The organism is Chryseobacterium sp. GVT01B, from assembly GCF_019970045.1.
Taxonomy (GTDB): Bacteria; Bacteroidota; Bacteroidia; order Flavobacteriales; family Weeksellaceae; genus Chryseobacterium.
The window spans coordinates 92064-113260 of record NZ_JAHXYI010000010.1 but is presented as its reverse complement, the minus strand read 5'-3'; the positions used below and the strand labels follow the sequence as shown (position 1 = coordinate 113260).

Here is a 21197-nt window from a genome sequence, read left to right as displayed (position 1 = left end):
TGAATGGTACTTTATTGTATATTTTCTTATGATTTGGTAGTTGGTCTATCCACAATCTTTGTCACTCCGTAGGAGTCTCAGTATGTTTTTATAAACCAATTATAGTATAGATTCCTTCGGAATGACAAAGGCAGCGTTACAACTTTAGTGCAAATAAAGTTCTTATGTCTTAAAGCTTTCAACCCTTTTTTTGATCGTCAAGAGCATGAAAATTAATTCTGAAAATTATTCAAAATACAGGGTGTTAAAGAATAATAAAATTCATCGCAGCCCGTTTAAATAATATAATTTCCGTAAATTTGGATTAATTCAAAAAGAAAAAAATGAAAAATCTTTTTTTAAGCATATGTACAGCTGCAGTATTGGCTTCATGTGGATCTATGACAAGCCCGTCTGCTTCTAAAGTAGGAAAAGCTCAGCCTGCTCTTGCCAATACAAAATGGACACTGGCTGAAACGGTAAAAGGAAAAGTTCCGACATTGAATATTGAAGGAGAGAAAATCACAGGAAATGCAGGATGTAATAACTATTTCGGAACGGCTACAATAGATCCGTCTACAGGAGGATTTACAGCAGGACAAATGGGATCTACAAAAATGATGTGTAACAACATCGGAGTAGAGCAGAACTTTATGGATATGATGGGAAAAGCAAACAAATATGTGATTTCCGGAACTACATTAGAATTGTATAAAGACAATCTTCTACTATTGAAATTCACTAAATCAGAATAAAAAAACAAAAGGAACTCAATTGAGTTCCTTTTTTATGTTTTAGAGTGTTATTAATCTTCCTCTTCTTCGTCGTACTTAGCCAACTCTTCGTCGCACCATTTAAACGCTGCTTCTACTACTTTAGTAGCTTCGTCTGCCATAGTTTCTTCATCATCACCTTCAAGATCATCTAACCATTCAACTTCTTCTTCCTCAACGTTTAAGATAAATCTTGGATATTCTGTGTGAACTACGAATAGATCTTCTGGAAACTCCGAATTATCTGCTAATAAAAACTTTGGTAATTTCATTTTTTTAATGTTTTAACTTTCTCAAAGATAAATAAAATTATTGACTTTAAAATTACTTCAAAAACATTTTTGAAACTTTTTCAGCTTTTTTGCTTTCAGAATAATCGTAGAATCCTTCCCCTGATTTTACACCAAGTTTCCCTGCTGTTACCATATTTACAAGCAGTGGATTAGGCGCATACTTTGGATTTTTGAAACCGTCATACATTACATTCAGAATTGCAAGACATACGTCAAGACCAATGAAGTCTGCCAGCTGAAGCGGGCCCATTGGATGTGCCATTCCCAATTTCATTACCGTATCAATTTCTTCTACACCAGCCACTCCGTTATAAAGCGTTTCGATAGACTCATTGATCATTGGCATCAAAATTCTGTTAGCCACAAAACCTGGATAATCATTCACTTCTACAGGAACTTTACCCAAAGTTTTGCTCATTTCATAGATTGCATCAAAAGTTTCTTTAGAAGTAGAATAGCCTTTGATGATTTCTACCAATTTCATAATTGGAACCGGGTTCATGAAGTGCATTCCGATTACTTTATCAGCTCTTTTGGTAGCTGCAGCAATTTTTGTAATAGATATAGATGAAGTATTGGTGGCAAGGATGCAGCCTTCAGGAGCCAGTTCATCCATTTGGCCAAAGATCTTCAGTTTAAGATCCATATTTTCTGTAGCAGCCTCTACAATAAGATCTGCAGCGCCTGCTGCATCATTCAGTGCTGTGAAGGTAGTGATATTCCCCAGCGTTTCAGCTTTTTGTTCCTCTGTAAGGTTTCCTTTTGCAATGATTCTGTCAAGATTGGTAGTAATGGTTTTCAAACCTCTGTCCAGAGCTTCCTGAGATACATCTACAAGATTTACTTTAAAACCGCTTTGTGCGAAAGTATGTGCAATACCATTTCCCATGGTTCCCGCTCCGATAACGACAATGTTTTTGATCATTTTTCCTTTATTTTTTATAGATAGTTAAATTTTTTACGTCAGTAAGATCCGATTGAGAAACAACCGTTGCCGAGTCAAAGAAAACGGTTCCTGTACTTTGATTTTTCTTACTGTTGTTCTGATTAGAAACAGTAGCTGTCAGCCCTCTTATAAGACGGCTTTTCTGGTTTTTTGTAAGGTAGTCAGTACCAACATATAATGTGAATTCACCTTCTCTGCCTCTTCCTTTTTGTTGTAGAATTTCCAGGCTTTTTACCCTGCTTTTATTCTTAAATTCCTTCAGAAAGCTAAGGACAGGTTTGTCTGAAGGCGGGCCGCAGCATACACTTCCATAGCTGATCTCCAGATAATTCTGATTCTTTTGTGAGTAAAAGAATGTGAAAGCCAGCAGAGCCGTTGTTACTATTATTTTTTTCATGTTAAAAATCGCTTAAAAATAAGCTTAAAATTTTATTTATTAAAATATTCCCAAACCTCCTTGGAAATATCAGAAATCATCCTGCAGTTTACCGCATCCGTTTCCATTGAATTGCTGACAAATACAGCTAATGCATAATGTTTTCCATTGGGTAAAGTAACGATGCCGATTTCATTTTCTGCCCCTGTTAAACCTGCCTTATTTTTTCCGGAAGCTCCCGTTTTTCTGGCCACAGTAGTGTTTTTTGGAAGTTGCTCTACCATTTTGTTTAATCCTGTTGAAGTAGATAACATGACCTGCATCAGATAATCTGTTGATTTTTTGGATAATAATTTTCCGTCATAAAACTTTTTCAGGACATCAACTGCAGATTTTGTGGTGCTGTAATTTTCATACTGAACTTTCCAGTCTTTATGCATTGCCTCTTCATTATATTTGATCTGAAAACCCTTCACTCCTTTGGAATCCATGAATCTCTGAACAGGCTGAGTTCCGCCCAATAGCCTGAGAAGAATATCACAGCCATTATTATCACTTTTAGCAACAGTATATTCAATAACTTCACTTAACGGAATTTCAACGTTTCCTCCCGGATATTGATCGCGTAGCGGGGACCAAGTATTTTCAAGTAAATTTGATTTATTCAGTGCAATTTTCTGATCCAATGAAAGCTTTCCCTGATCTACAGCATTCAGAACTGCAGCGACAATATGGAATTTGAAGACACTTTGCATCGGTAGCTTTTTGTCTGCATTTTTATCATATTTAAAACTGTTCTCAAAGCCTGAGACAGAAACACCAACAGTTGCTTTTTTGTTTTTAAGAATTGAGTTTATTTTTTGTTCCAACAAAGAAGTTTGGGCAAAGGTAAATGCCGAAATCAGAAGAAAAAAGAATGCTGTTTTTTTCATAATACCGAAATTAAAAAGCTCTCCTTTGAAGACCAAAAGAGAGCTGCAATTTAAGATAATTATTACTATTTTACTTCAAAATAATTCAGATTGACACCATCATTTTCAAAGAATATTCTGATACTGTTTTCCCCTTTCTGAAGACTGATATTTTTTACAGAAACCGTTTTCCAGTTTTCATTTCCTCCACTGGAAGCTAACGGTACCGTCGCCAACACTTTTCCGGAAGCCGTTTCAATCCTTATTTTTGAATCAGTGGCTGATGCATACCGGATGTCAAACGTATAATTTTTGTCTCCTTTTGACTGAACAGTATACTGGAGCCATTCCCCGGATTCTGTTTTTCCTACATAATACTGATTGGTAATCTTATCATTACACTTATAAATATCTACACCATCATTTCTCATCTGCTGTCCGGAGTTCCATTCTGATCTTTTTGCAGGATCACTTACCCATAGATTGATGAAATCTTTATCCAGATAAGCAGAACCTATTCTTCCCAGATCATATTCCGAAGCAAATATCCTTCCCGGCACCTGATGATTTTTAAATGGCTTTGTTGAAGCATCCTTTGTCTGCCTGAACATTGCATCAATGACATCTTTTTTAACTTCCGTATTGCTCAGTTTATAGTTGTCAGCAATCTGCATTAAAGCTTTTTTTGCATAATCTTTTGAAGGTTTTTCACCTCCGTTTTTCCAGTAATCCAATAGCTTTTCATATTCAGGCGTGATCTTGACATTGGTGATTCCTGCAATATTATCAATCTTTTTCATCGGCCAGAATGCATACCCGATATTATGTTGATCCAAAAGCTGAATAAGCTCAGTAAACCATACATTGGAATTTTCTCCTGTCTCACCAAGCCAGATCGGCATATTATGCTTTTTTCTCAGATCCAGTGCAAACTGAAGGGTTTGGTCATCATTGTAATTCCAGTATTTATGAAAGCTGAAAGCCATATTGTTGTCCCAGATAGCCGGCAGTCCGTTATAATTATTTCCCCAGCCGTTTCCTTCAATGAAAATAATATGCTTCTTATCAACCTCTCTGATAGCAGCAGTGATCTCCTTCTGAAGTTTCCAAAGCGGAGCATTAGACATTTCATCAGTACCATTTGGGTTTTTACCTGTGAAATTGATATTAGGCTCATTGATCAGGTCGTAGCCTCCAACCCATGGACTGTCTTTATACCGTTCGGCCAGTTTTTTCCAAAATGCTATAGTTTTTCTCTGATTCTCTTCATTGGCCCAAAGCGAAGGTTTTGACTTGTCATTATCAGAAATATTGACATCATTTCCCTGCCCGCCCGGTGCAGCGTGAAGGTCAAGGATGAGGTAAATTTTATTATCGGCACACCATTGAAGCAGGTCATCGGTCATTTTAAAGCCTTCTTCCAGCCATGTATCTTTACCTTTTACAGGCTCTTTTTCAATAGGAAGTGTGTAAAGATTGTAATGCATGGGAAGCCGTATCGAGTTGAACCCTGATTTCGCAAGAAAATCAATATCCTGTTTGGTGATCCCGTTTTTCAGATATGCCTTGTAAAACTCATTCATGCTATCTTCACCAATTAATTCAGCAATCTTCTCCTTGATTTTATACTGAGGACCGGCAAAGTCAGCTGTTTTCAGCATATATCCTTCCTGGAGCATCCAACCGCCCGGACCCAGACCTCTCAATTGGATATTTTCACCTTTATCATTAACGATTTTTTGTCCGGAAGTCTTTAATAATTGTGATGTCCCAAATTGAGACAATAAAAGTACGGATATTACAATGGCTCTTTTCATAATGGTTTCAATAGTTTAAAATAGTAGGGAAATTAAAGATTATAATGAATGATGACAGGATAAGATGATGCTGTATTCACATCATTTATTGCGTCAGATATCCATATATGTAAAACAAAATCTTTCAATACTTTATTGAATTGTTCTCCAAATATATTGTTTTTTTGTTTTGAAAAGGATTTTTAATTGATAAATCAGTAATTTTTAACGAAAAGTTTTTATTGAATGTAAAGATCCTGATATCTGGAATAACATATTTGAAACTAAAAAATGCTACCTCATAATCATTCTTCGATTATAAGATAGCATTGTATGCATGGCTGTCATAAAAAACAGCATATTTTTATTTTTAGCTGATCAGCCTCATGATTTCCAAAGCGACTTTCAATGCTTCAGTTCCGTCTTCAAGAGAAACCTCTACATTTTTGTCACCTGTGATGGCATCAGCAAAAGAATTCAATTCATCCAAAATAGCATTGTTGGACTGAATATTTGGGTATTCAAAGAGGATCTGATTCTTTTCTCCATCTGCATTTTCAATAATCATATCAAATGGAGTAGGGTTTTCAGGAGCATCTTTCATTCTGATCACTTCAGCCTTTTTCTCAAGGAAATCCACAGAAATATAAGCATCTTTCTGGAAGAATCTGCTTTTTCTCATGGCTTTCATAGAAATTCTGGAGGTGGTAAGGTTAGCTACGCATCCGTTTTCAAACTCTATTCTCGCATTGGCAATATCCGGAGTTTTGCTTACCACACAAACACCGCTTGCATGGATGTTTTTAACCTTAGATTTAGCCATACTCAACAGAATATCCAGATCATGGATCATAAGATCCAGTACTACAGAAACGTCTGTCCCGCGGGGATTAAATTCTGCCAGCCTGTGGATTTCAATGAACATCGGATTGCTGATATATTCCTTAGTGGCAATAAAGGCCGGATTGTATCTCTCAACGTGTCCTACCTGTGCTTTGATCCCTTTTTCCTGGCATAAACGTAAAATTTCTTCTGCCTGCTCAAGAGTCTGGGTTACCGGTTTTTCAATAAAGAAATGAAGACCTTTTTCAATGGCTTTTAAAGCATAATCGTAATGATAAACTGTAGGAGTGACAATATCAAGCATGTCAATCTGCTCAAGCAATTCATCAAAATTTTCAAAATATTTATATCCGAATTCTGCTTCTAATTTCTTTCCGTTTTCAACATCTTTATCATGGAAACCTACAAATTCATATCTATCTGATTGATTAAGAAGTTTTAAATGTATTTTTCCCAAGTGTCCGGCACCTACCAAACCTGCTTTTAACATAGCTGTATTAAATTTTTGTAAATATAGTGAATGTACATTTATAAAATACATGACTTTTCACTTGGAGATATTTAAGAATGAACGCATGTGTTCATTAAAGAAATTACAGTAAATTCACGGTCAGAAAAATAACGATGAAAAGAATAGTTTCGATATTACTCATCTTAGGATTATGTACTGCCGGATGTATAGGAGATAGTCCATATGACCCGCAGGCTAAATGTGGAACTCCGGAAAATTTGATATTTGAAAAAGGAAGTAACCAGCTTTCCTGGAATATGATTAGCCATGGCGAAGGATATTATGAAATACAGTATGGGGAGCAAGGTTTTACTTTAGGAAATGGAACAACAGTTGTAACCTATAAGAATTCCTATAGTCTTCCATTATATAAGAATAATAAATATGATCTTTACGTAAGAAAAAACTGCGGAATAGACAATGGCCGGAGCAACTGGGCGGGACCTGTTACCGTTTTGGCCAGCAATACAACAACCTGTATAAAACCGGGATATGCAACGTATTCAAAGACTACTTCTTCCGTTTATTCCTCCACTTTTGATGCTACAATAACCTGGGAAAATGACGGCATTTCTGCATATGAAACTGTTTTGACAACCAGTTCTGCACCACCTGCGAGCGGAGAATTAGTGATTTCAGGTCAAAAAGCTATTTACATAGGATTAACTAAAACAGTGAACTATAACTTTTTTGTGAGAAAAAGATGTGCTGATAATACCTTCAGCGATTTTTATGGACCTTATCCAATAAAATGGGATTGAGAAATAAGAAGAAAGCAGTCATTTTTTGATTGCTTTCTTTTTGTGGATAATTCTTTGCTTCAATTTCTGAAATCTAATTTCTAATTTCTTACTTTTGTCAAATGCAGGATTCGTTTGTACATAAAGGAAAAAGAAAGATTTTAGTAGATTACCTTCGATACAGAATTGGAATTTCGGACGAAAATGTACTTTCGGCAATGAGTGAAGTTCCAAGACACCTTTTTATCGAAAGTATTTTTGAAGATTTTGCCTATGAAGACAGGGCATTTCCCATCTTAGCGCATCAGACTATCTCCCATCCTTCCACGGTAGCAGAACAGTCTGAACTGCTGCAGGTAAAACCAGGCGAAAAAGTCCTGGAAATTGGTACCGGATGCGGATATCAGACGGCTGTCTTAATAGCAATGAAAGCTCATGTATACACGGTTGAAAGACAGAAAGACCTTTTTGATTTTTCCAAAAAGAAACTCAGAGAGCTTCACCTGTTTCCAAAATTCCAGAGCTTTGGAGATGGCTTTGCCGGGCTTCCTACTTTTGCTCCTTTTGATAAAATTATAGTAACCTGTGGTGCTTCTACTTTACCAACAGAGCTTTTAAAACAATTAAACGTCGGAGGAATTATGGTGATTCCATTAGGACCTACTGATGAGCAGGTTTTATACAGGTTTACCAAAATAGGGCCTACAGAATTTGAAAAAGAGGAATTCGGGGCGTATAAATTTGTTCCTATGCTTGGAAATACCAATCAATAATTTTATTTATTAGAATTGTAAAAGAACTGGTCTCAAACACCAATGCCTTTGTTAATTAATATTATTAATAGGAAGGGGCTTTAATCCTTTTTTTATAATAAATATTCAACTGATTTTAGCCAAAATTTAAAATATTTTAACTCATTTCGGAATGAAAATTGGATTCATAAGAGAACCCAATCACTAAATCTATTATTATGGACACGAACAGATTCAAAGCGTCACATGATTTTAGTAATCTTCAGAAAAACCTGAATAATAATCCGGGATATAGCGTAGAAAGTTATTCCCAGCAGGTAAAAGATTACATTCATGACATGAAAAGCAGGAATCAGGAAGCAACCAAACAGGGATTTATGACACAAGCTCAGAAATCCGCGAAAGAAGTTTGGGCCGAGATTCAGGAAATTGCTTCTGAAGCCTGGGAGAAGAACAAAGACCATTCAGATGAAAAGAAATAATTTTTAATATTAAAGTTCAGGAACCTTACTTTTTGCGAGTGAGGTTTTTTATTTATAATCATTAATCCATAACAATGAAAGTCTTTATCAATAAAAGAATTCCCGAAACAGGAATTAAAATGCTGAAAGAAGCAGGACTGGAAATTACAATTCCGGAAAAAGAAAACCTTTCTTATGAAGAATGGCTGAATTACTGTAAAAATACCGATACTATTTTAAGTATTGGAGCAGAATTTAAATATGACAAAAACTTCTTTGAAGCCTGCCCGAACGTGAAAGCCATTGCATTATATTCTGTGGGGTTTGATCATGTGGATATCAAAGAAGCTACCCAAAGGAACATTCCGGTGGGTAATACTCCTGATGTTTTAAGCAGGGCAACTTCAGATGTTGCTTTTTTACTCATGCAGTCGGTGGCAAGAAGGGCAAGCTTCAACTTCAGGAAAGTAAAAGACGGAAGCTGGGGCGCATTTGATCCTTTGCATGCTTTAGGACAGGAACTTTATGGCAAAACCCTCGGTATTTTCGGACTCGGGCGTATCGGTTATGAAATGGCTGAAAAATCAAAGAAAGCTTTTGGAATGAATATCATTTATCACAACCGCCATCATAACGAAGAAGCTGAGAGGGAATTGGGAGCAACATATGTTTCTTTTGAAGAGCTGATCAAAAACTCAGATGTATTGAGTGTTCATGCCAATTTTACCCCTGACCAAAAAGAATTGTTCAATGAGTCCATCTTTGAACAGATGAAACTAAATGCTATTTTCATCAATACTGCCAGAGGTGGATTTCACAATCAAAAAGATTTGTATCAGGCGTTGGTTGATCAAAAAATATGGGGTGCGGGTCTTGATGTCACCAACCCGGAACCTATGTCTCCAGACGATCCTATTCTTGAACTTTCAAGTGTGTGTATCTTACCACATATTGGTTCTGCCACTATTGAAGCCAGAAACGGGATGGCAAGAGTGGCAGCAGGAAATATCATCGCTTTTTCAAAAAATGAAAAAATGCCGAATTGTGCAAATCCTGACGTTTATTCTAACCATTCATCATAACTTGGAATTATTTTTGTTTTGATTATATAAACCTAAAATCTTAAATATCATGGCACCAGAGAAAAATATTAATCAACAAAACAAGAGGTTAGAACAGATGGATTATAACCCTAACGAGGATATATTTAAGAGAGAAAAACATATTTCGCTCGATGGAGACGGGAATCCTATTTTAGATGAAGATTTTGATGAGGATAAAATAGATAAAGGCTTAGATATTCCAGGAGCCGATGACGATGATGAAATGGAAGAAATAGGAGAAGAAGATGAAGAGAACAACTACTGGAGTCTCAGCGATAATGAAGATGATCATGAAGAAGAAAACGATGATGTTCTGACTTAAACTTTGACGATAATAAACATGCCTTGCTGTATTTCAGTAAGGCTTTTTCATGTTGAATAACAACTTCTTTTAGTAAAGGCAATTCCCCTCCTCTGGAGGGGTGGATTCAAAAAATCAAGAATTTTTGAAGACGGGGTGGTTCCATAGTGAAATACAATAAAATCCTCCAATTCCCCCATCACCACACTCATATTATTCCTCACATCAAAATCACTTATTCTGAAAACTAACAGTCCTAAAGATTCCAGATACTCTTCTCTTATCCCATCATAAATCTGTTTGTCATCATGGCTTGAACCATCTATTTCTATAATTAATCCCAAAGTTTTCACATAAAAATCAACAATATAATTTCCAATAATCCTTTGTCTGTCAAGATCAATATGATGAAAGGTCTTTGCACGAACTTTCTTCCAGAAGATCACTTCACCCAGAATTCGGGCTTTGCGTTTTTCTTTTAATAAAATTTTTAAATGGGGATTGTAAGGAAGATTTTCTACGAAGTTCCTGCGGATAGGAATTCCGTTGATAACGGTGAGGATTTCTTTCATTATTGTGTTTTTAACCACCCCGTCTTCCAAAGTTGATAACTTTGGAATCCACCCCTCCGGAGGAGGGGAATTGAGTTGTGTATATTCAAATATAGTATTAATATCAAATTGTGAGATATCCGGATTCAATAATTTTGCTTAAACCTTAAACCTTAAACCTTAAACCTTAAACCTTAAACCTTAAACCTTAAACCTAAAGCCATTTTCATCCTTTCACTTGCCTATATTTCCTATTTTGAATATCTTTAAAACTTCAAACATTGTTTCAACATAGACCTTTAAATAGCAATATGACATTTCAAGAACAGATACAGCAGGGGATTCCTAATCAGCTGCCACAACCAAAACCATACGAGACCAATATCAACCATGCTCCGAAGCGTAAAGAAATTTTAGGAGAAGAAGAGAAAAAACTGGCATTGAAGAATGCATTACGTTATTTTGATCCTCAGTTTCACGCAGAACTGATTCCTGAATTTAAGCAGGAACTGGAAGATTACGGAAGGATTTATATGTACCGTTTCCGTCCGGATTACGAAATGAAGGCGAGGCCTATTACAGACTATCCGGGACAATCTGAGCAGGCGAAAGCTATTATGCTGATGATTCAGAATAACCTGGATTATGCAGTAGCACAGCATCCTCACGAATTGATTACCTATGGTGGAAACGGAGCTGTATTCTCCAATTGGGCTCAGTATCTGCTGACGATGAAATATCTGTCGGAAATGAATAATGAGCAGACATTGGTGATGTATTCAGGACATCCAATGGGATTGTTCCCGTCTCATAAAGATGCACCAAGAGTTGTTGTTACAAACGGAATGATGATCCCGAACTATTCAAAACCGGATGATTGGGAAAAGTTCAATGCATTAGGTGTTACACAATATGGGCAGATGACAGCGGGAAGTTATATGTATATTGGTCCGCAGGGAATTGTTCACGGAACAACTATTACAGCATTAAATGCTTTCAGAAAAATCAAAAAAGAACCGAAAGGAGGACTTTTCGTGACTTCAGGATTAGGAGGAATGAGCGGAGCTCAGCCAAAAGCCGGTAATATTGCAGGCTGCGTTACTGTATGTGCAGAAGTAAATCCGAAGATTACAAAGATCCGTCACGATCAGAAGTGGGTAAATGAGATCTATGAAAACCTTGACGAACTGGTAAAAAGAGTAAGAGAAGCACAGGCTAATAAAGAAACCGTTTCTTTAGCTTACCTTGGAAATATTGTTGATGTCTGGGAGAAATTTGATCAGGAAGACTTAAGGATTGATATCGGTTCAGATCAGACTTCGCTTCACAATCCTTGGGCTGGTGGTTACTATCCGGTAGGACAGACGTTTGAAGAATCTAATACAATGATGGCTGAAAATCCTGAGTTATTCAAAGAAAAAGTTCAGGAAACATTAAGAAGACATGCTGCAGCCATCAACAAACATACAGCAAAAGGAACCTATTTCTTTGATTATGGAAATGCCTTTTTATTGGAAGCTTCCAGAGCCGGAGCTGATGTGATGGCAGAAAATCCTACATTAGGAAGAGAATTCAAATATCCGAGTTATGTACAGGATATTATGGGACCTATGTGTTTTGATTACGGTTTCGGGCCGTTCCGTTGGGTATGTTCCAGCGGAAATCCGGAAGATCTGCAGAAAACCGATGATATTGCGTGTGCAGTATTGGAAGAAATGGTGAAAAACTCTCCTGAAGAGATTCAGCAGCAGATGAAAGACAATATCCAATGGATTAAAGGAGCACAGGAAAATAAACTTGTGGTAGGTTCTCAGGCCAGAATCCTTTATGCAGATGCAGAAGGAAGAATGAAAATTGCAGAAGCCTTCAACAAAGCTATTAAAAACGGAGAAATCGGGCCTATAGTATTGGGAAGAGATCATCATGATGTTTCGGGGACAGATTCTCCTTACAGAGAGACTTCCAATATCTATGACGGATCAAGATTTACCGCAGATATGGCTATTCACAATGTTATTGGTGACAGTTTCCGAGGAGCTACCTGGGTTTCGATTCACAATGGTGGTGGAGTAGGCTGGGGTGAAGTGATCAACGGTGGTTTCGGAATGCTGCTGGACGGAAGCGATGATGCCGACAGAAGACTGAAGTCTATGCTTTTCTGGGATGTAAACAACGGAATCTCAAGAAGAAGCTGGGCAAGAAACGAAGGTGCTGTTTTCGCTATTAAAAGAGCGATGGAAGCAGAACCTAATCTGAAAGTAACCCTTCCGAACCTTGTAGACGAAAATTTACTGTAAAATATAATATTCAGTATTGGCAACGATCAACAAAAAACTGTTTTCACACCTGAACGTAGAGGATTGTGATCCTGTATGGGAGAAATTTGCTGAGGTTGAATTTTCAAAAAAAACTCTGTTTACGAACAATAAAGCCTATCTTTTAGAAGATGGGCTTGTTCGTAAATATTATATCAGCAACACAACTGATATCGATACTGAAATCTGTGCAGAATTTTACTTTCCCGGAGATATTTTTACCGTTGACGAAAAAGAATCCGATGCTGTTTATGAATCTATTAACGGCGGGCTGGCATGGGAAATCACCCTTGATGAGGTGAAAGATATGTTTGTTTTAAACCCGCACTGCCGTTTCGTTCAGAATTATTATCTCAGCAGAAAGCTTAATGCTGCTATGAAAAGGGAAATGCTCCTGTTGAAAAATACACCTCAGGATTTGTATGAATATCTTCTGAAGAACAAACCTCATTACATCCAGAATATTCCTTTAAAATATCTCGCCTCTTACATTGGCATTACGCCTATCTCTTTAAGCAGAATCAGAAAGCGTATTCATTAGCATTGTTTTTTAACGCAATGTTCACAAAGATTTTAATTTTATTTTTATGTCCGCAAAGGCGCTATCGCTTAGCAATGGTTATATTCTTTGCTGAATGAAATGCACTTGCGAGCGAAAAAATATTTTCATTATTAAATTCTTAGTGCCCCTAGCGTTTTAACTTCCACACAAGGGCATTAATTATCTTTTGTTTATTGACTGGCCCTTCGGAAGTCTTTTCCTTTGCTGAAAAAAAGAATATGAAAATACAAAAGCTAAACTGGGCAGGCATTCAGCTTACTTCACACAACAAAACCATCTTAATAGACGCTGTAGAAGATTACTCTTATTATAAACCCGTTTTGGGAGATGCTGTAGAGAATCTTATAGAATTTTCAGACCATGTAAAGGCTGATTATATTCTGTTTACCCATATGCACCTTGACCATTTTGATAAAGGAGTCATCAGAAAATGCCTGAAGAAAGACGGAAAACTGATAGTATATAAAGGGCTTGAAGCCGTGGTAAGAAAAATTGTAATTGACGCAGAGATCATTATTCTTGATCTGAATGAAACCTTTACAGAAAACAAAATCACCTTCAAACCCGTATTTGCTATGGATGGATTGGGAGAAATACAGTCTTCCTGGATTGTGGATGACGGGGAAACAAAGATCTTTCATGGTGGAGACACCATCTGGCACAACCAGTTCTGGAAGCTCGGAAAAGAAAATCCCAATATAGATTACGCATTTTTACCCGTAAACGGTGTTGTGGTCAATTTTGAAATCATCGGATTAGAATACAGCCCTGTTCCCGCTTCCCTCAGTCTGAAAGAAGCCTTTGCCGCAGCCCATCTTTTACATGCTAAAAAACTAGTGCCCATCCATTACGGATTGTTTGCTCATGAAAAATTTTATATTCCTCAGCTTTTTGATGACAATGATATGAAGCGTATTTCAGAGGAAGTAGGACAGGAGTATATGGTTTTGAAGGATGGAGCAGTGTTGTTAAAATCTTAAATGGTATTCATAAGGAAAACTGTCATTCTGAATGAAATGTAATGGAGTGAAGAGTCTCAACATCAATAGAAACGGGCTTTAGCCCGTTTTTTTCAGAATAATTTTCCCATTCTCATTGTTATTCAGCACCCAACTGTAATTCCATGCTCTCTTTATCATACGTACAGCTTCCCACGTCCTTTATGTCATTCCGCAGGAATCTCAACAGAGATTAGATATCTGAGTTCAGGAGCTGCTAATGAGCATATTTATATTTCTTCTCAAAAAGAGCATAACTTTCCAACAAATTCTGAATTTCAGTAGTTTGTTGGTTTGTAAGCTTTGTTTTTTATTTTATATTCAAATCTCATTTGATTTCCTAGTATTAATTAATCTTTGGAATAAACCAATATAGATATTGATAAACTGATTATGTATTTTTTATTATTCTCTTATTAAATCATCCTTCAATATCCATCCAACAGATTTTTGTCCATAAGAATTAGTAAATTCTGTATAAATAAAGTATTTCGATTCTGCAATTCCGTAAACTCGGTCGCCATAAACTAAAAATGCCTTTCTCATATCTTTAATATTAGGAGTTGTACAGAAATATGTTTTATTAACACTGACCTTAAAATTTTTAGATTCGCTAGCTACGATAGTATTACTATAAGTATTTTCAACTGTTGTTAAGTATCTACTATTAATATAACCTTCTATCATAGAATAGCTATAAGTGTTTGGATTGTATTGTTTTACTTTTACCTTATCCCAATATCCTAATGTTTCTACAAATGTTACTTCATCTGAAAAACTAAGCTCTGCTATAATATTGTCTCTAACTTCTGGAGTAGTTCTAAAATTTACATTAGTAGTATTTACATATTTTTTTGTCGAATAAGTAGAATTTGATTTATTGTAATAGTTATATGTGGAATTACTAGAATATGATGTTGTAGTTTTTCTCTTTTTACGATAATAGCCATTCACATAGGTTCCATCAGTTTTATAATATCCATTTACCCATTCTTTATCATAATTAGCAGAAGAATTGTCATAATAATTATACGTTGATGAAGAGTTTCTAGTTGATATTGTGTTGTATTCTAAATTTGGATTATAATTACCTCTATAGCTATAATTATCTGTAATAGTTGAATTAGGAGCTGTTCTTTCATGGGGACGAACATAAGTGCCGTCTTTTCTGTAATACCCGCGAACTGATACCTGAGAATAACTACAGACAGAAAGTAATATGAATAAAAAAAAAGAAAATCCTTTCATTTAAATGGTTTTATTAATAAAAATTTTCAATATCAAACAATTTTTTGCTTAATATTGAAAATTTCATTTAATCTTTATTACTTTTATTTTCTTCCAGTTCATGAAAATCTTCATATCTAACTTCATTATCATAATCTAAATGTAAATATTTTTCATCAAATTTCTCATGTAATACAACTTCAAAACGTTTAAAAAGAGCATCTATAGGATGTTCTTCATAAGGCCAATCTATTCTCATACTTACAATATATTCTTTTTCAGTTGTAGATTCTTCTAGATCAACACATAATAATGAAATACTAGGTGATTTTCCACCATAGAAGGAAATGCCAATTATTTTAAATCTATTTTTATCAAGTTTAAAAAAATCTGCAAAACTTTCTAAGCTATCACCACTGAAATTTACACTAAGTGAATCTGAAATATCTGCAGCTGCTGTGCCTTTAAAATCATTATATTGGACATTTGCTTCCATAATTAAATTTTTTATATCTCAAATTTAAAAAACTACTATTACAATAATCTCCGTATTTCTACGGAAATTTCTCCAAATATAAACTACATCACTCTCAAAACCTTACGGGTTTCCGTAACCCAAAAAATCTCCCCACTTCAAAACACCCCCGTTTGCAACCACCCGACACTTCTGGTAATCTAAAACAATAGTGAAACAAACCTTTCGAGTCCTCGGATTATTAAAAACAAATATGTTTGTGACTTCCAGAGATGTCGGGGAGTCTCCTGCAAGTTGCGAGGAACTTTCCGAGGTGTCGGGAGGTTTGTTTTAAGTATGTTTGTAACCAAACAACTTTTTTATATATTTGAGTGTTAATTTATTAAAACCAAAAAACACAAGTATGAAAATTGCACTCACAGAGTTGAGTACTAAAGACCTTGCGACTTTAGCTCAAAGAATTATTTCCAATGCCCTATCTGGCAAATATCCCGTTATTATTAATCATCCTCTTATAAGTGCTTTGCAGTATTCGTATGACGACTATGATAAAGTCTATACAAAGCAGATCTACAGCGGAAAAGGAGTAGATGTAGCAACAGCAGATCAGGAAAGGGACAGGGCGTACAGAAACCTGAAAGCTTTCCTTAACGGCTACAGAAAACTATCCTCCGCCAGTAATTATCAAACTGCAGAAGAACTGTATCAGGTATTTAAGAAGTTTGGTCTGAACCTCGACAGGCTGAGCTACTCTTCTCAAACCGCCCAAATGAAAAAGCTGATAGAAGAACTGGAAGCTCCCGAAAATATACAGAAACTATCTGTTCTTTCTCTGGATAGAGCATTTGCAGATATGAAAACGAAACATCGGGATTTTGAAACGCTTTTTTCCGAACAGGCTGACGCCAATGCAGACCTTCGTCAGATGACAAGTGCTACTGCCATCCGTAAAGGTTTGGAGAAAACTTTGAAATCTTATTTCAGTCTGATTACAGCAATGAAGGATGTTCCCGGCTGGGAGTTTTTCTATAGTGATACCAATGAGCTGGTGAAAGCGGCTAAAAATTCTTCGCTAGGGAAGAAAGAAGGTGGTGATACAGCACCGCAGATATAAGTATTTGCTTTGTTGGAAAAAACGCGAAGGAGCATGGTTTTTTTAATGAAGTGTTCAATTTATCGTAGATAAAATCTTTGTGCCTTAAAGCAGGTGTTTTTAATATACTTTTGCGCCTTTGCGTTTACCAACAAAATATGTTTTTGACGCAAAGTTTTTAATTATTATTCTTTTTAAAATAAGGAAGCAAAGGGATGTGGCTGCGCCACTGATGAAGTGGGATGTAAAACGGTAGCTTCATAAAATCAATCTTGATTGATTCTTCTTTGCTCGCTTGAGTATATTTTTTAATTTGATCTTTGCGTTTTCAATTACGGTACAAAAAAACTCAGCTATTTGCTGAGTTTTATTTTTTGAAGCATTAAGGATTTTTAAGTAGTGAAGGCTGGTTAAGGGAAACATCAAAAGATGTTTTTAAGCCGTGCGCTTCATCTTAATACTTTTAATCATCTTAATGGATTATTTATTTTGAAGAGCTTTTATTTCTTCCTGCAACCTTTGGTTTTCTTTTTTCAGGTGTTCTATATAATCTCTTTGGTTTTCCAGAAGAAATTCAGGTACATTACAATAAAGATTACCATTTACATTATTTCCAAAACCACTACTTCCTGTAATGTTATCAAAATTAAAGATTGGCTTGGGATCTTCTTCTTCATAAATCTCTTCTACAGGAACTTCCAGGTAACGGGCAATTTTTTCCCATTCATCATTGAAAATCTTTACATCTCCACTTTCTTTTCTGCTGTAGTTGGATACATCTGTAGCAATATAATCTGCCACTTGCTGTTGTGTGAAGCCTTTTCTTTTTCTTACGTTGCGTAGTTTTTCTTTTTGCATGACCCGTATTTTCTACAAATATGCAAAATTTTTGTTGGAGAATCGCAAAGACGCAAGTTTTTTATGCCTGATGTGTTATTTTAAGGCGCAAGAAAATCATAGATTTTCAGCAAGTGAAGCGTCATCAATTTTATCAGAGATAAAATCTTTGCGCCTTAAGACAGTTTATTTTAATAACAATTTGCGCCTCTGCGTTTTTCCAACAAAATATATTTTTTTGACGCAAAGTTTTCAATTATCCTATTTTTTAGAAAGGAAGCAAAGTTTTGTGGCTGCGCCACTGATGAAGCGGGATGTAAGATGTTAGCTTCATAAAATCAATCTTGATTGATTCTTTCTTTGCTCGCTTGAGTATAGCATTTTTAATTAGATCTTTGCGTTTTCAAAAGCGTTACAAAAACTCGGCAAATCGGCGGGCTTTTTACGTTCTTATTGTTATTTCTCAGTAATCTATGCAGTAAAAGCTTTTAGATTGATGAAAAAAATAAGAATTTAGATTCCTACGGAATGACAAGGTGAACGCTTAGGAAGACTATCTAAACATTTATTTGTCCAGATATTAATACATACTATTCACTTAGATTATCCATACAGTCTGTCATTCCGCAGGAATCTAAACGGAATCAGGTGCTTTAAAAAAAACATTGCATTTTTTATATAATTAATGAAAAAACTCCGGCGATCTTCGATCGCCGGAGTTTATGTTTATTTTAAAGTAAAAGCTTATTATTTCACCGCTGCAATCGCTGCTTCGTAATTCGGTTCGTGAGAAATATCTGCAACCTGCTCTTCATAGATGATCTTTCCTGACGGATCTATTACCACTACAGCTCTGCTCAGAAGGCCTTTCATTGCAGAATCTACCAGTTCCACCCCATAGTTCCATCCAAAGTCTGAACGGAAATCTGAAAGCATTACTACATTTTTGATTCCCTCAGCACCGCAGAATCTTTTCTGTGCAAACGGAAGATCTTTGGAAATACAAAGTACTACCGTATTGGGAAGGTTTCCTGCCTCTTCATTGAAATGGTGTACAGAAGCTGAACACACGCCTGTATCTATACTAGGAAAGATATTTAAGATCACATTCTTTCCTCTGTAAGATTCCAGCGTCTGATCATTCATATTTACATCTGTAAGGGTAAATTTGGGGGCTGGCTTATTCAGCGCCGGTAATTTTGCATAGGTATGTACTTCTTTTCCTCCCATTAAAACCGTGTTGGTTGCTTTAGATTTTTGTGCAAAGCCCATTGCGGAAAAGAATAATAGTGTACTGAAAACTAATTTTGAAAACATGAAATTTATTTTTAGGCTAAATTATTGTTTTTTCAGGAGCTGAGATTAATTTTAATTCAAATAGATCAAATCTATTGTCAGATTGTTTTTTTCAAAACATTTTACTTCTACCTTTATATTATTAAACGAGGCCGTCTCAAGAGTCAAATAGTTTGGCTTTTGTCATTCTGACGAAGGAAGAATCTTATTGATGTTTGGATATCAGAACTACATTTGCAGACCTTAGTCTGGGTTCGGAATGACGTTTTTGAGATAGTCTCAGTCTTATCACATAAAAAAATAGAAAGATTTATGAGTTCAGAAAACACTGCATCATTCCATCACATTTTTAAAAGTGAAAATGAAATTCCGGAAGAATATAAAGTTCCGGTCATCCACCAGAGAACTTATCTCCTGAACGGTGAACTGGTAGAGTGGGACGGAGATGTTACCGAAATCTATTCCCCGGTGTGTATTCCTACAGAAAACGGGTTAGAAAGAAAACTTTTGGGAAGTATCCCGAATATTGGCCCGAAGGAAGCTATGGATGTCCTTGAAGCGTGTGTAAGAGCCTATGACAATGGTCTTGGTGAATGGCCTACCATGTCTGTGGAAGGGCGTATCAAATGCATGCAGAAATTCGTCTACCTGATGATCCAGCAAAGAGATCTGATCATTAAATTACTGATGTGGGAAATTGGAAAAACGCTTGCTGATTCTACCAAAGAATTTGATCGTACCGTAGATTATATCAACCAGACCATTGATGCCCTGAAGGATCTAGACAGAGAATCTTCCCGCTTTCAACAGGCTGAGGGAACAATTGCACAGATCAGAAGGGCTCCGCTTGGAGTGGTGTTAAGTATGGGACCATTCAACTATCCTCTGAATGAAATTTTTACCACATTGATCCCTGCCTTGATCATGGGAAATACCATTCTGTTTAAACTCCCGAAACATGGTGTACTGGCTCATTATCCTTTATTAAACGCTTTTAAAGAAGCATTCCCGAAAGGAACTGTGAATACATTATATGGAAAAGGATCAGAAATCATCACTCCAATTATGGAAAGCGGAAAAGTGAATGTTCTGGCCTTCATCGGTTCCAGTAAAGTAGCTAACGGCTTGAAAAAACTGCATCCGAAAGTGAATCGTTTAAGAGCTATTCTGAGTCTGGATGCTAAGAATGCAGCCATCGTGACTAAAAATGCGAATCTTGATGTAGCCGTGAGCGAATGTATTTTAGGTGCACTTTCTTTCAACGGACAGCGATGTACAGCACTGAAGCTTATTTTTGTTCAGAAAGAGATTGCTTTGGAGTTTACAGAAAAACTAAGTGCCGCGGTTTCTGCTCTAAAACCAGGATTACCGTGGGAAAAAGACGTAAAAGTAACTCCGCTTCCGGAAGTGAATAAACCTCCTTATTTGAAAGAATGCATTGATGATGCCTTACAGAAAGGAGCAGCTGTTCTGAATAAAGACGGAGGTTATACGGATGTGTCATTTGTTTTTCCGGCGGTAGTTTATCCGGTAAACAGCGAGATGAAATTATATCATGAAGAACAGTTTGGCCCGGTGATTCCTGTTGTTCCGTTTGAAGATATCGAAGAGCCTATAGAGTATCAGGTGAATGCTTCGCATGGGATGCAGGTGAGTATTTTTAGTGAAGATCCACAGGAAGTTGCAAGGCTGATTGATCCGTTTGTAAATCTTGTAAGCCGTGTCAATATCAACTGCCAGGCTCAAAGAGGTCCGGATGTCTTTCCGTTTACCGGAAGAAAAGACAGTGCGGAAGGCACACTTTCTGTTTTTGATGCACTCCGTTCATTCTCAATCCGGTCTCTGGTAGCGGCAAAACTTACAGATTCCAATAAAGAATTACTCAATACCATTGTCAGAGAACATGATTCCAATTTTTTAAGCACAGATTATATTTTCTGATCCTATTGTATTTAACATAATTAAAAATCCTCAATAAACTTCTTCGTTTATTGAGGATTTTTTTAACTTAATGCCGGAAATTAGAGTTTTGTGTTATAATAAGATAATGTTTCAATA

Annotated in this window: 22 protein-coding genes; 11 read left to right on the top strand and 11 right to left on the bottom strand. The window is 36.2% G+C overall.

The annotated features are described in order from the left end of the window. The first annotated feature begins 323 nt into the window (after nt 1–323). Complete coding sequence (locus LC457_RS21570; protein ID WP_223601683.1) at nt 324–734, top strand: META domain-containing protein; 411 nt, start codon at nt 324–326, stop codon at nt 732–734. 50 nt (nt 735–784) lie between these two features. On the opposite strand, the gene LC457_RS21565 is transcribed toward LC457_RS21570, so the two are convergent. From LC457_RS21565 to LC457_RS21540, 6 genes are all read right to left on the bottom strand, one after another. Further along, on the bottom strand, nt 785–1024 hold the full coding sequence (locus tag LC457_RS21565) for a hypothetical protein (RefSeq protein WP_002977986.1): 240 nt from the start codon (nt 1022–1024) through the stop codon (nt 785–787). A gap of 52 nt (nt 1025–1076) precedes the next feature. Next, complete coding sequence (locus LC457_RS21560; RefSeq protein ID WP_185099903.1) at nt 1077–1967, bottom strand: 3-hydroxybutyryl-CoA dehydrogenase; 891 nt, start codon at nt 1965–1967, stop codon at nt 1077–1079. A 10-nt stretch (nt 1968–1977) separates the two neighbouring features. Continuing rightward, a complete protein-coding gene (locus LC457_RS21555) occupies nt 1978–2388 on the bottom strand; it encodes a hypothetical protein (RefSeq protein WP_223601682.1) in 411 nt (136 codons plus the stop codon). Between the two features lie 32 nt (nt 2389–2420). Then, nucleotides 2421–3299, bottom strand: a complete 879-nt coding sequence (gene bla-A, locus LC457_RS21550; protein ID WP_223601681.1) for a CGA/CIA family class A beta-lactamase — start codon at nt 3297–3299, stop codon at nt 2421–2423. 65 nt (nt 3300–3364) lie between these two features. Beyond that, a complete protein-coding gene (locus LC457_RS21545) occupies nt 3365–5095 on the bottom strand; it encodes a cellulase family glycosylhydrolase (protein ID WP_223601680.1) in 1731 nt (576 codons plus the stop codon). A 349-nt stretch (nt 5096–5444) separates the two neighbouring features. Next, nucleotides 5445–6407 (bottom strand): Gfo/Idh/MocA family protein, encoded by a 963-nt coding sequence (locus LC457_RS21540; RefSeq protein WP_149832655.1) that lies wholly within the window; start codon nt 6405–6407, stop codon nt 5445–5447. Nucleotides 6408–6541: 134 nt separating this feature from the next. Here LC457_RS21540 and LC457_RS21535 point away from each other — a divergent pair, with 134 nt between their 5' ends. The 5 genes from LC457_RS21535 to LC457_RS21515 all read left to right on the top strand — a co-directional run bounded on the left by LC457_RS21535 (nt 6542) and on the right by LC457_RS21515 (nt 9806). Further along, on the top strand, nt 6542–7189 hold the full coding sequence (locus LC457_RS21535) for a hypothetical protein (RefSeq protein ID WP_223601679.1): 648 nt from the start codon (nt 6542–6544) through the stop codon (nt 7187–7189). Between the two features lie 101 nt (nt 7190–7290). Continuing rightward, nucleotides 7291–7941 carry a protein-L-isoaspartate(D-aspartate) O-methyltransferase gene (locus LC457_RS21530; RefSeq protein WP_047421621.1) on the top strand — a complete coding sequence of 217 codons (651 nt, stop codon included), beginning with the start codon at nt 7291–7293 and terminating at the stop codon, nt 7939–7941. Between the two features lie 197 nt (nt 7942–8138). Then, nucleotides 8139–8402 carry a prevent-host-death protein gene (locus LC457_RS21525; protein WP_223601678.1) on the top strand — a complete coding sequence of 88 codons (264 nt, stop codon included), beginning with the start codon at nt 8139–8141 and terminating at the stop codon, nt 8400–8402. Nucleotides 8403–8476: 74 nt separating this feature from the next. Next, nucleotides 8477–9463 (top strand): D-glycerate dehydrogenase, encoded by a 987-nt coding sequence (locus LC457_RS21520; protein ID WP_223601677.1) that lies wholly within the window; start codon nt 8477–8479, stop codon nt 9461–9463. A 49-nt stretch (nt 9464–9512) separates the two neighbouring features. Next, nucleotides 9513–9806 (top strand): hypothetical protein, encoded by a 294-nt coding sequence (locus LC457_RS21515; RefSeq protein ID WP_077416437.1) that lies wholly within the window; start codon nt 9513–9515, stop codon nt 9804–9806. Between the two features lie 47 nt (nt 9807–9853). Here LC457_RS21515 and LC457_RS21510 read toward each other — a convergent pair whose 3' ends face one another. Beyond that, a complete protein-coding gene (locus LC457_RS21510) occupies nt 9854–10357 on the bottom strand; it encodes an endonuclease domain-containing protein (protein WP_223601676.1) in 504 nt (167 codons plus the stop codon). Nucleotides 10358–10647: 290 nt separating this feature from the next. Between LC457_RS21510 and LC457_RS21505 the strand changes: the two genes are divergently transcribed. The 3 genes from LC457_RS21505 to LC457_RS21495 all read left to right on the top strand — a co-directional run bounded on the left by LC457_RS21505 (nt 10648) and on the right by LC457_RS21495 (nt 14193). Continuing rightward, a complete protein-coding gene (locus LC457_RS21505; protein ID WP_223601675.1) occupies nt 10648–12633 on the top strand; it encodes a urocanate hydratase in 1986 nt (661 codons plus the stop codon). Between the two features lie 16 nt (nt 12634–12649). Next, complete coding sequence (locus tag LC457_RS21500) at nt 12650–13192, top strand: Crp/Fnr family transcriptional regulator (protein WP_223601674.1); 543 nt, start codon at nt 12650–12652, stop codon at nt 13190–13192. A 239-nt stretch (nt 13193–13431) separates the two neighbouring features. Further along, nucleotides 13432–14193: an MBL fold metallo-hydrolase gene (locus tag LC457_RS21495; protein ID WP_223601673.1), complete on the top strand. Its 762-nt coding sequence runs from the start codon at nt 13432–13434 to the stop codon at nt 14191–14193. Nucleotides 14194–14616: 423 nt separating this feature from the next. Here the strand turns inward: LC457_RS21495 and LC457_RS21490 are convergent, their stop codons facing one another. Together LC457_RS21490 and LC457_RS21485 are read right to left on the bottom strand one after the other, a co-directional pair. Continuing rightward, a complete protein-coding gene (locus LC457_RS21490; protein ID WP_223601672.1) occupies nt 14617–15459 on the bottom strand; it encodes an SH3 domain-containing protein in 843 nt (280 codons plus the stop codon). 67 nt (nt 15460–15526) lie between these two features. Beyond that, nucleotides 15527–15934, bottom strand: coding sequence for a hypothetical protein (locus tag LC457_RS21485; protein ID WP_223601671.1), 408 nt, complete (start codon nt 15932–15934; stop codon nt 15527–15529). A 382-nt stretch (nt 15935–16316) separates the two neighbouring features. On the opposite strand from LC457_RS21485, the gene LC457_RS21480 reads away from it, so the two are divergent. Then, nucleotides 16317–17027 carry a DUF6261 family protein gene (locus LC457_RS21480; protein ID WP_223601670.1) on the top strand — a complete coding sequence of 237 codons (711 nt, stop codon included), beginning with the start codon at nt 16317–16319 and terminating at the stop codon, nt 17025–17027. 459 nt (nt 17028–17486) lie between these two features. Here the strand turns inward: LC457_RS21480 and LC457_RS21475 are convergent, their stop codons facing one another. Beyond that, nucleotides 17487–17864, bottom strand: a complete 378-nt coding sequence (locus LC457_RS21475) for a helix-turn-helix domain-containing protein (protein ID WP_223601669.1) — start codon at nt 17862–17864, stop codon at nt 17487–17489. A gap of 726 nt (nt 17865–18590) precedes the next feature. Continuing rightward, nucleotides 18591–19160 carry a thiol peroxidase gene (gene tpx, locus LC457_RS21470; RefSeq protein ID WP_223601668.1) on the bottom strand — a complete coding sequence of 190 codons (570 nt, stop codon included), beginning with the start codon at nt 19158–19160 and terminating at the stop codon, nt 18591–18593. Between the two features lie 291 nt (nt 19161–19451). Here tpx and LC457_RS21465 point away from each other — a divergent pair, with 291 nt between their 5' ends. Next, nucleotides 19452–21080: an NADP-dependent glyceraldehyde-3-phosphate dehydrogenase gene (locus tag LC457_RS21465; protein ID WP_223601667.1), complete on the top strand. Its 1629-nt coding sequence runs from the start codon at nt 19452–19454 to the stop codon at nt 21078–21080. The last annotated feature ends 117 nt before the right edge of the window (nt 21081–21197 follow it).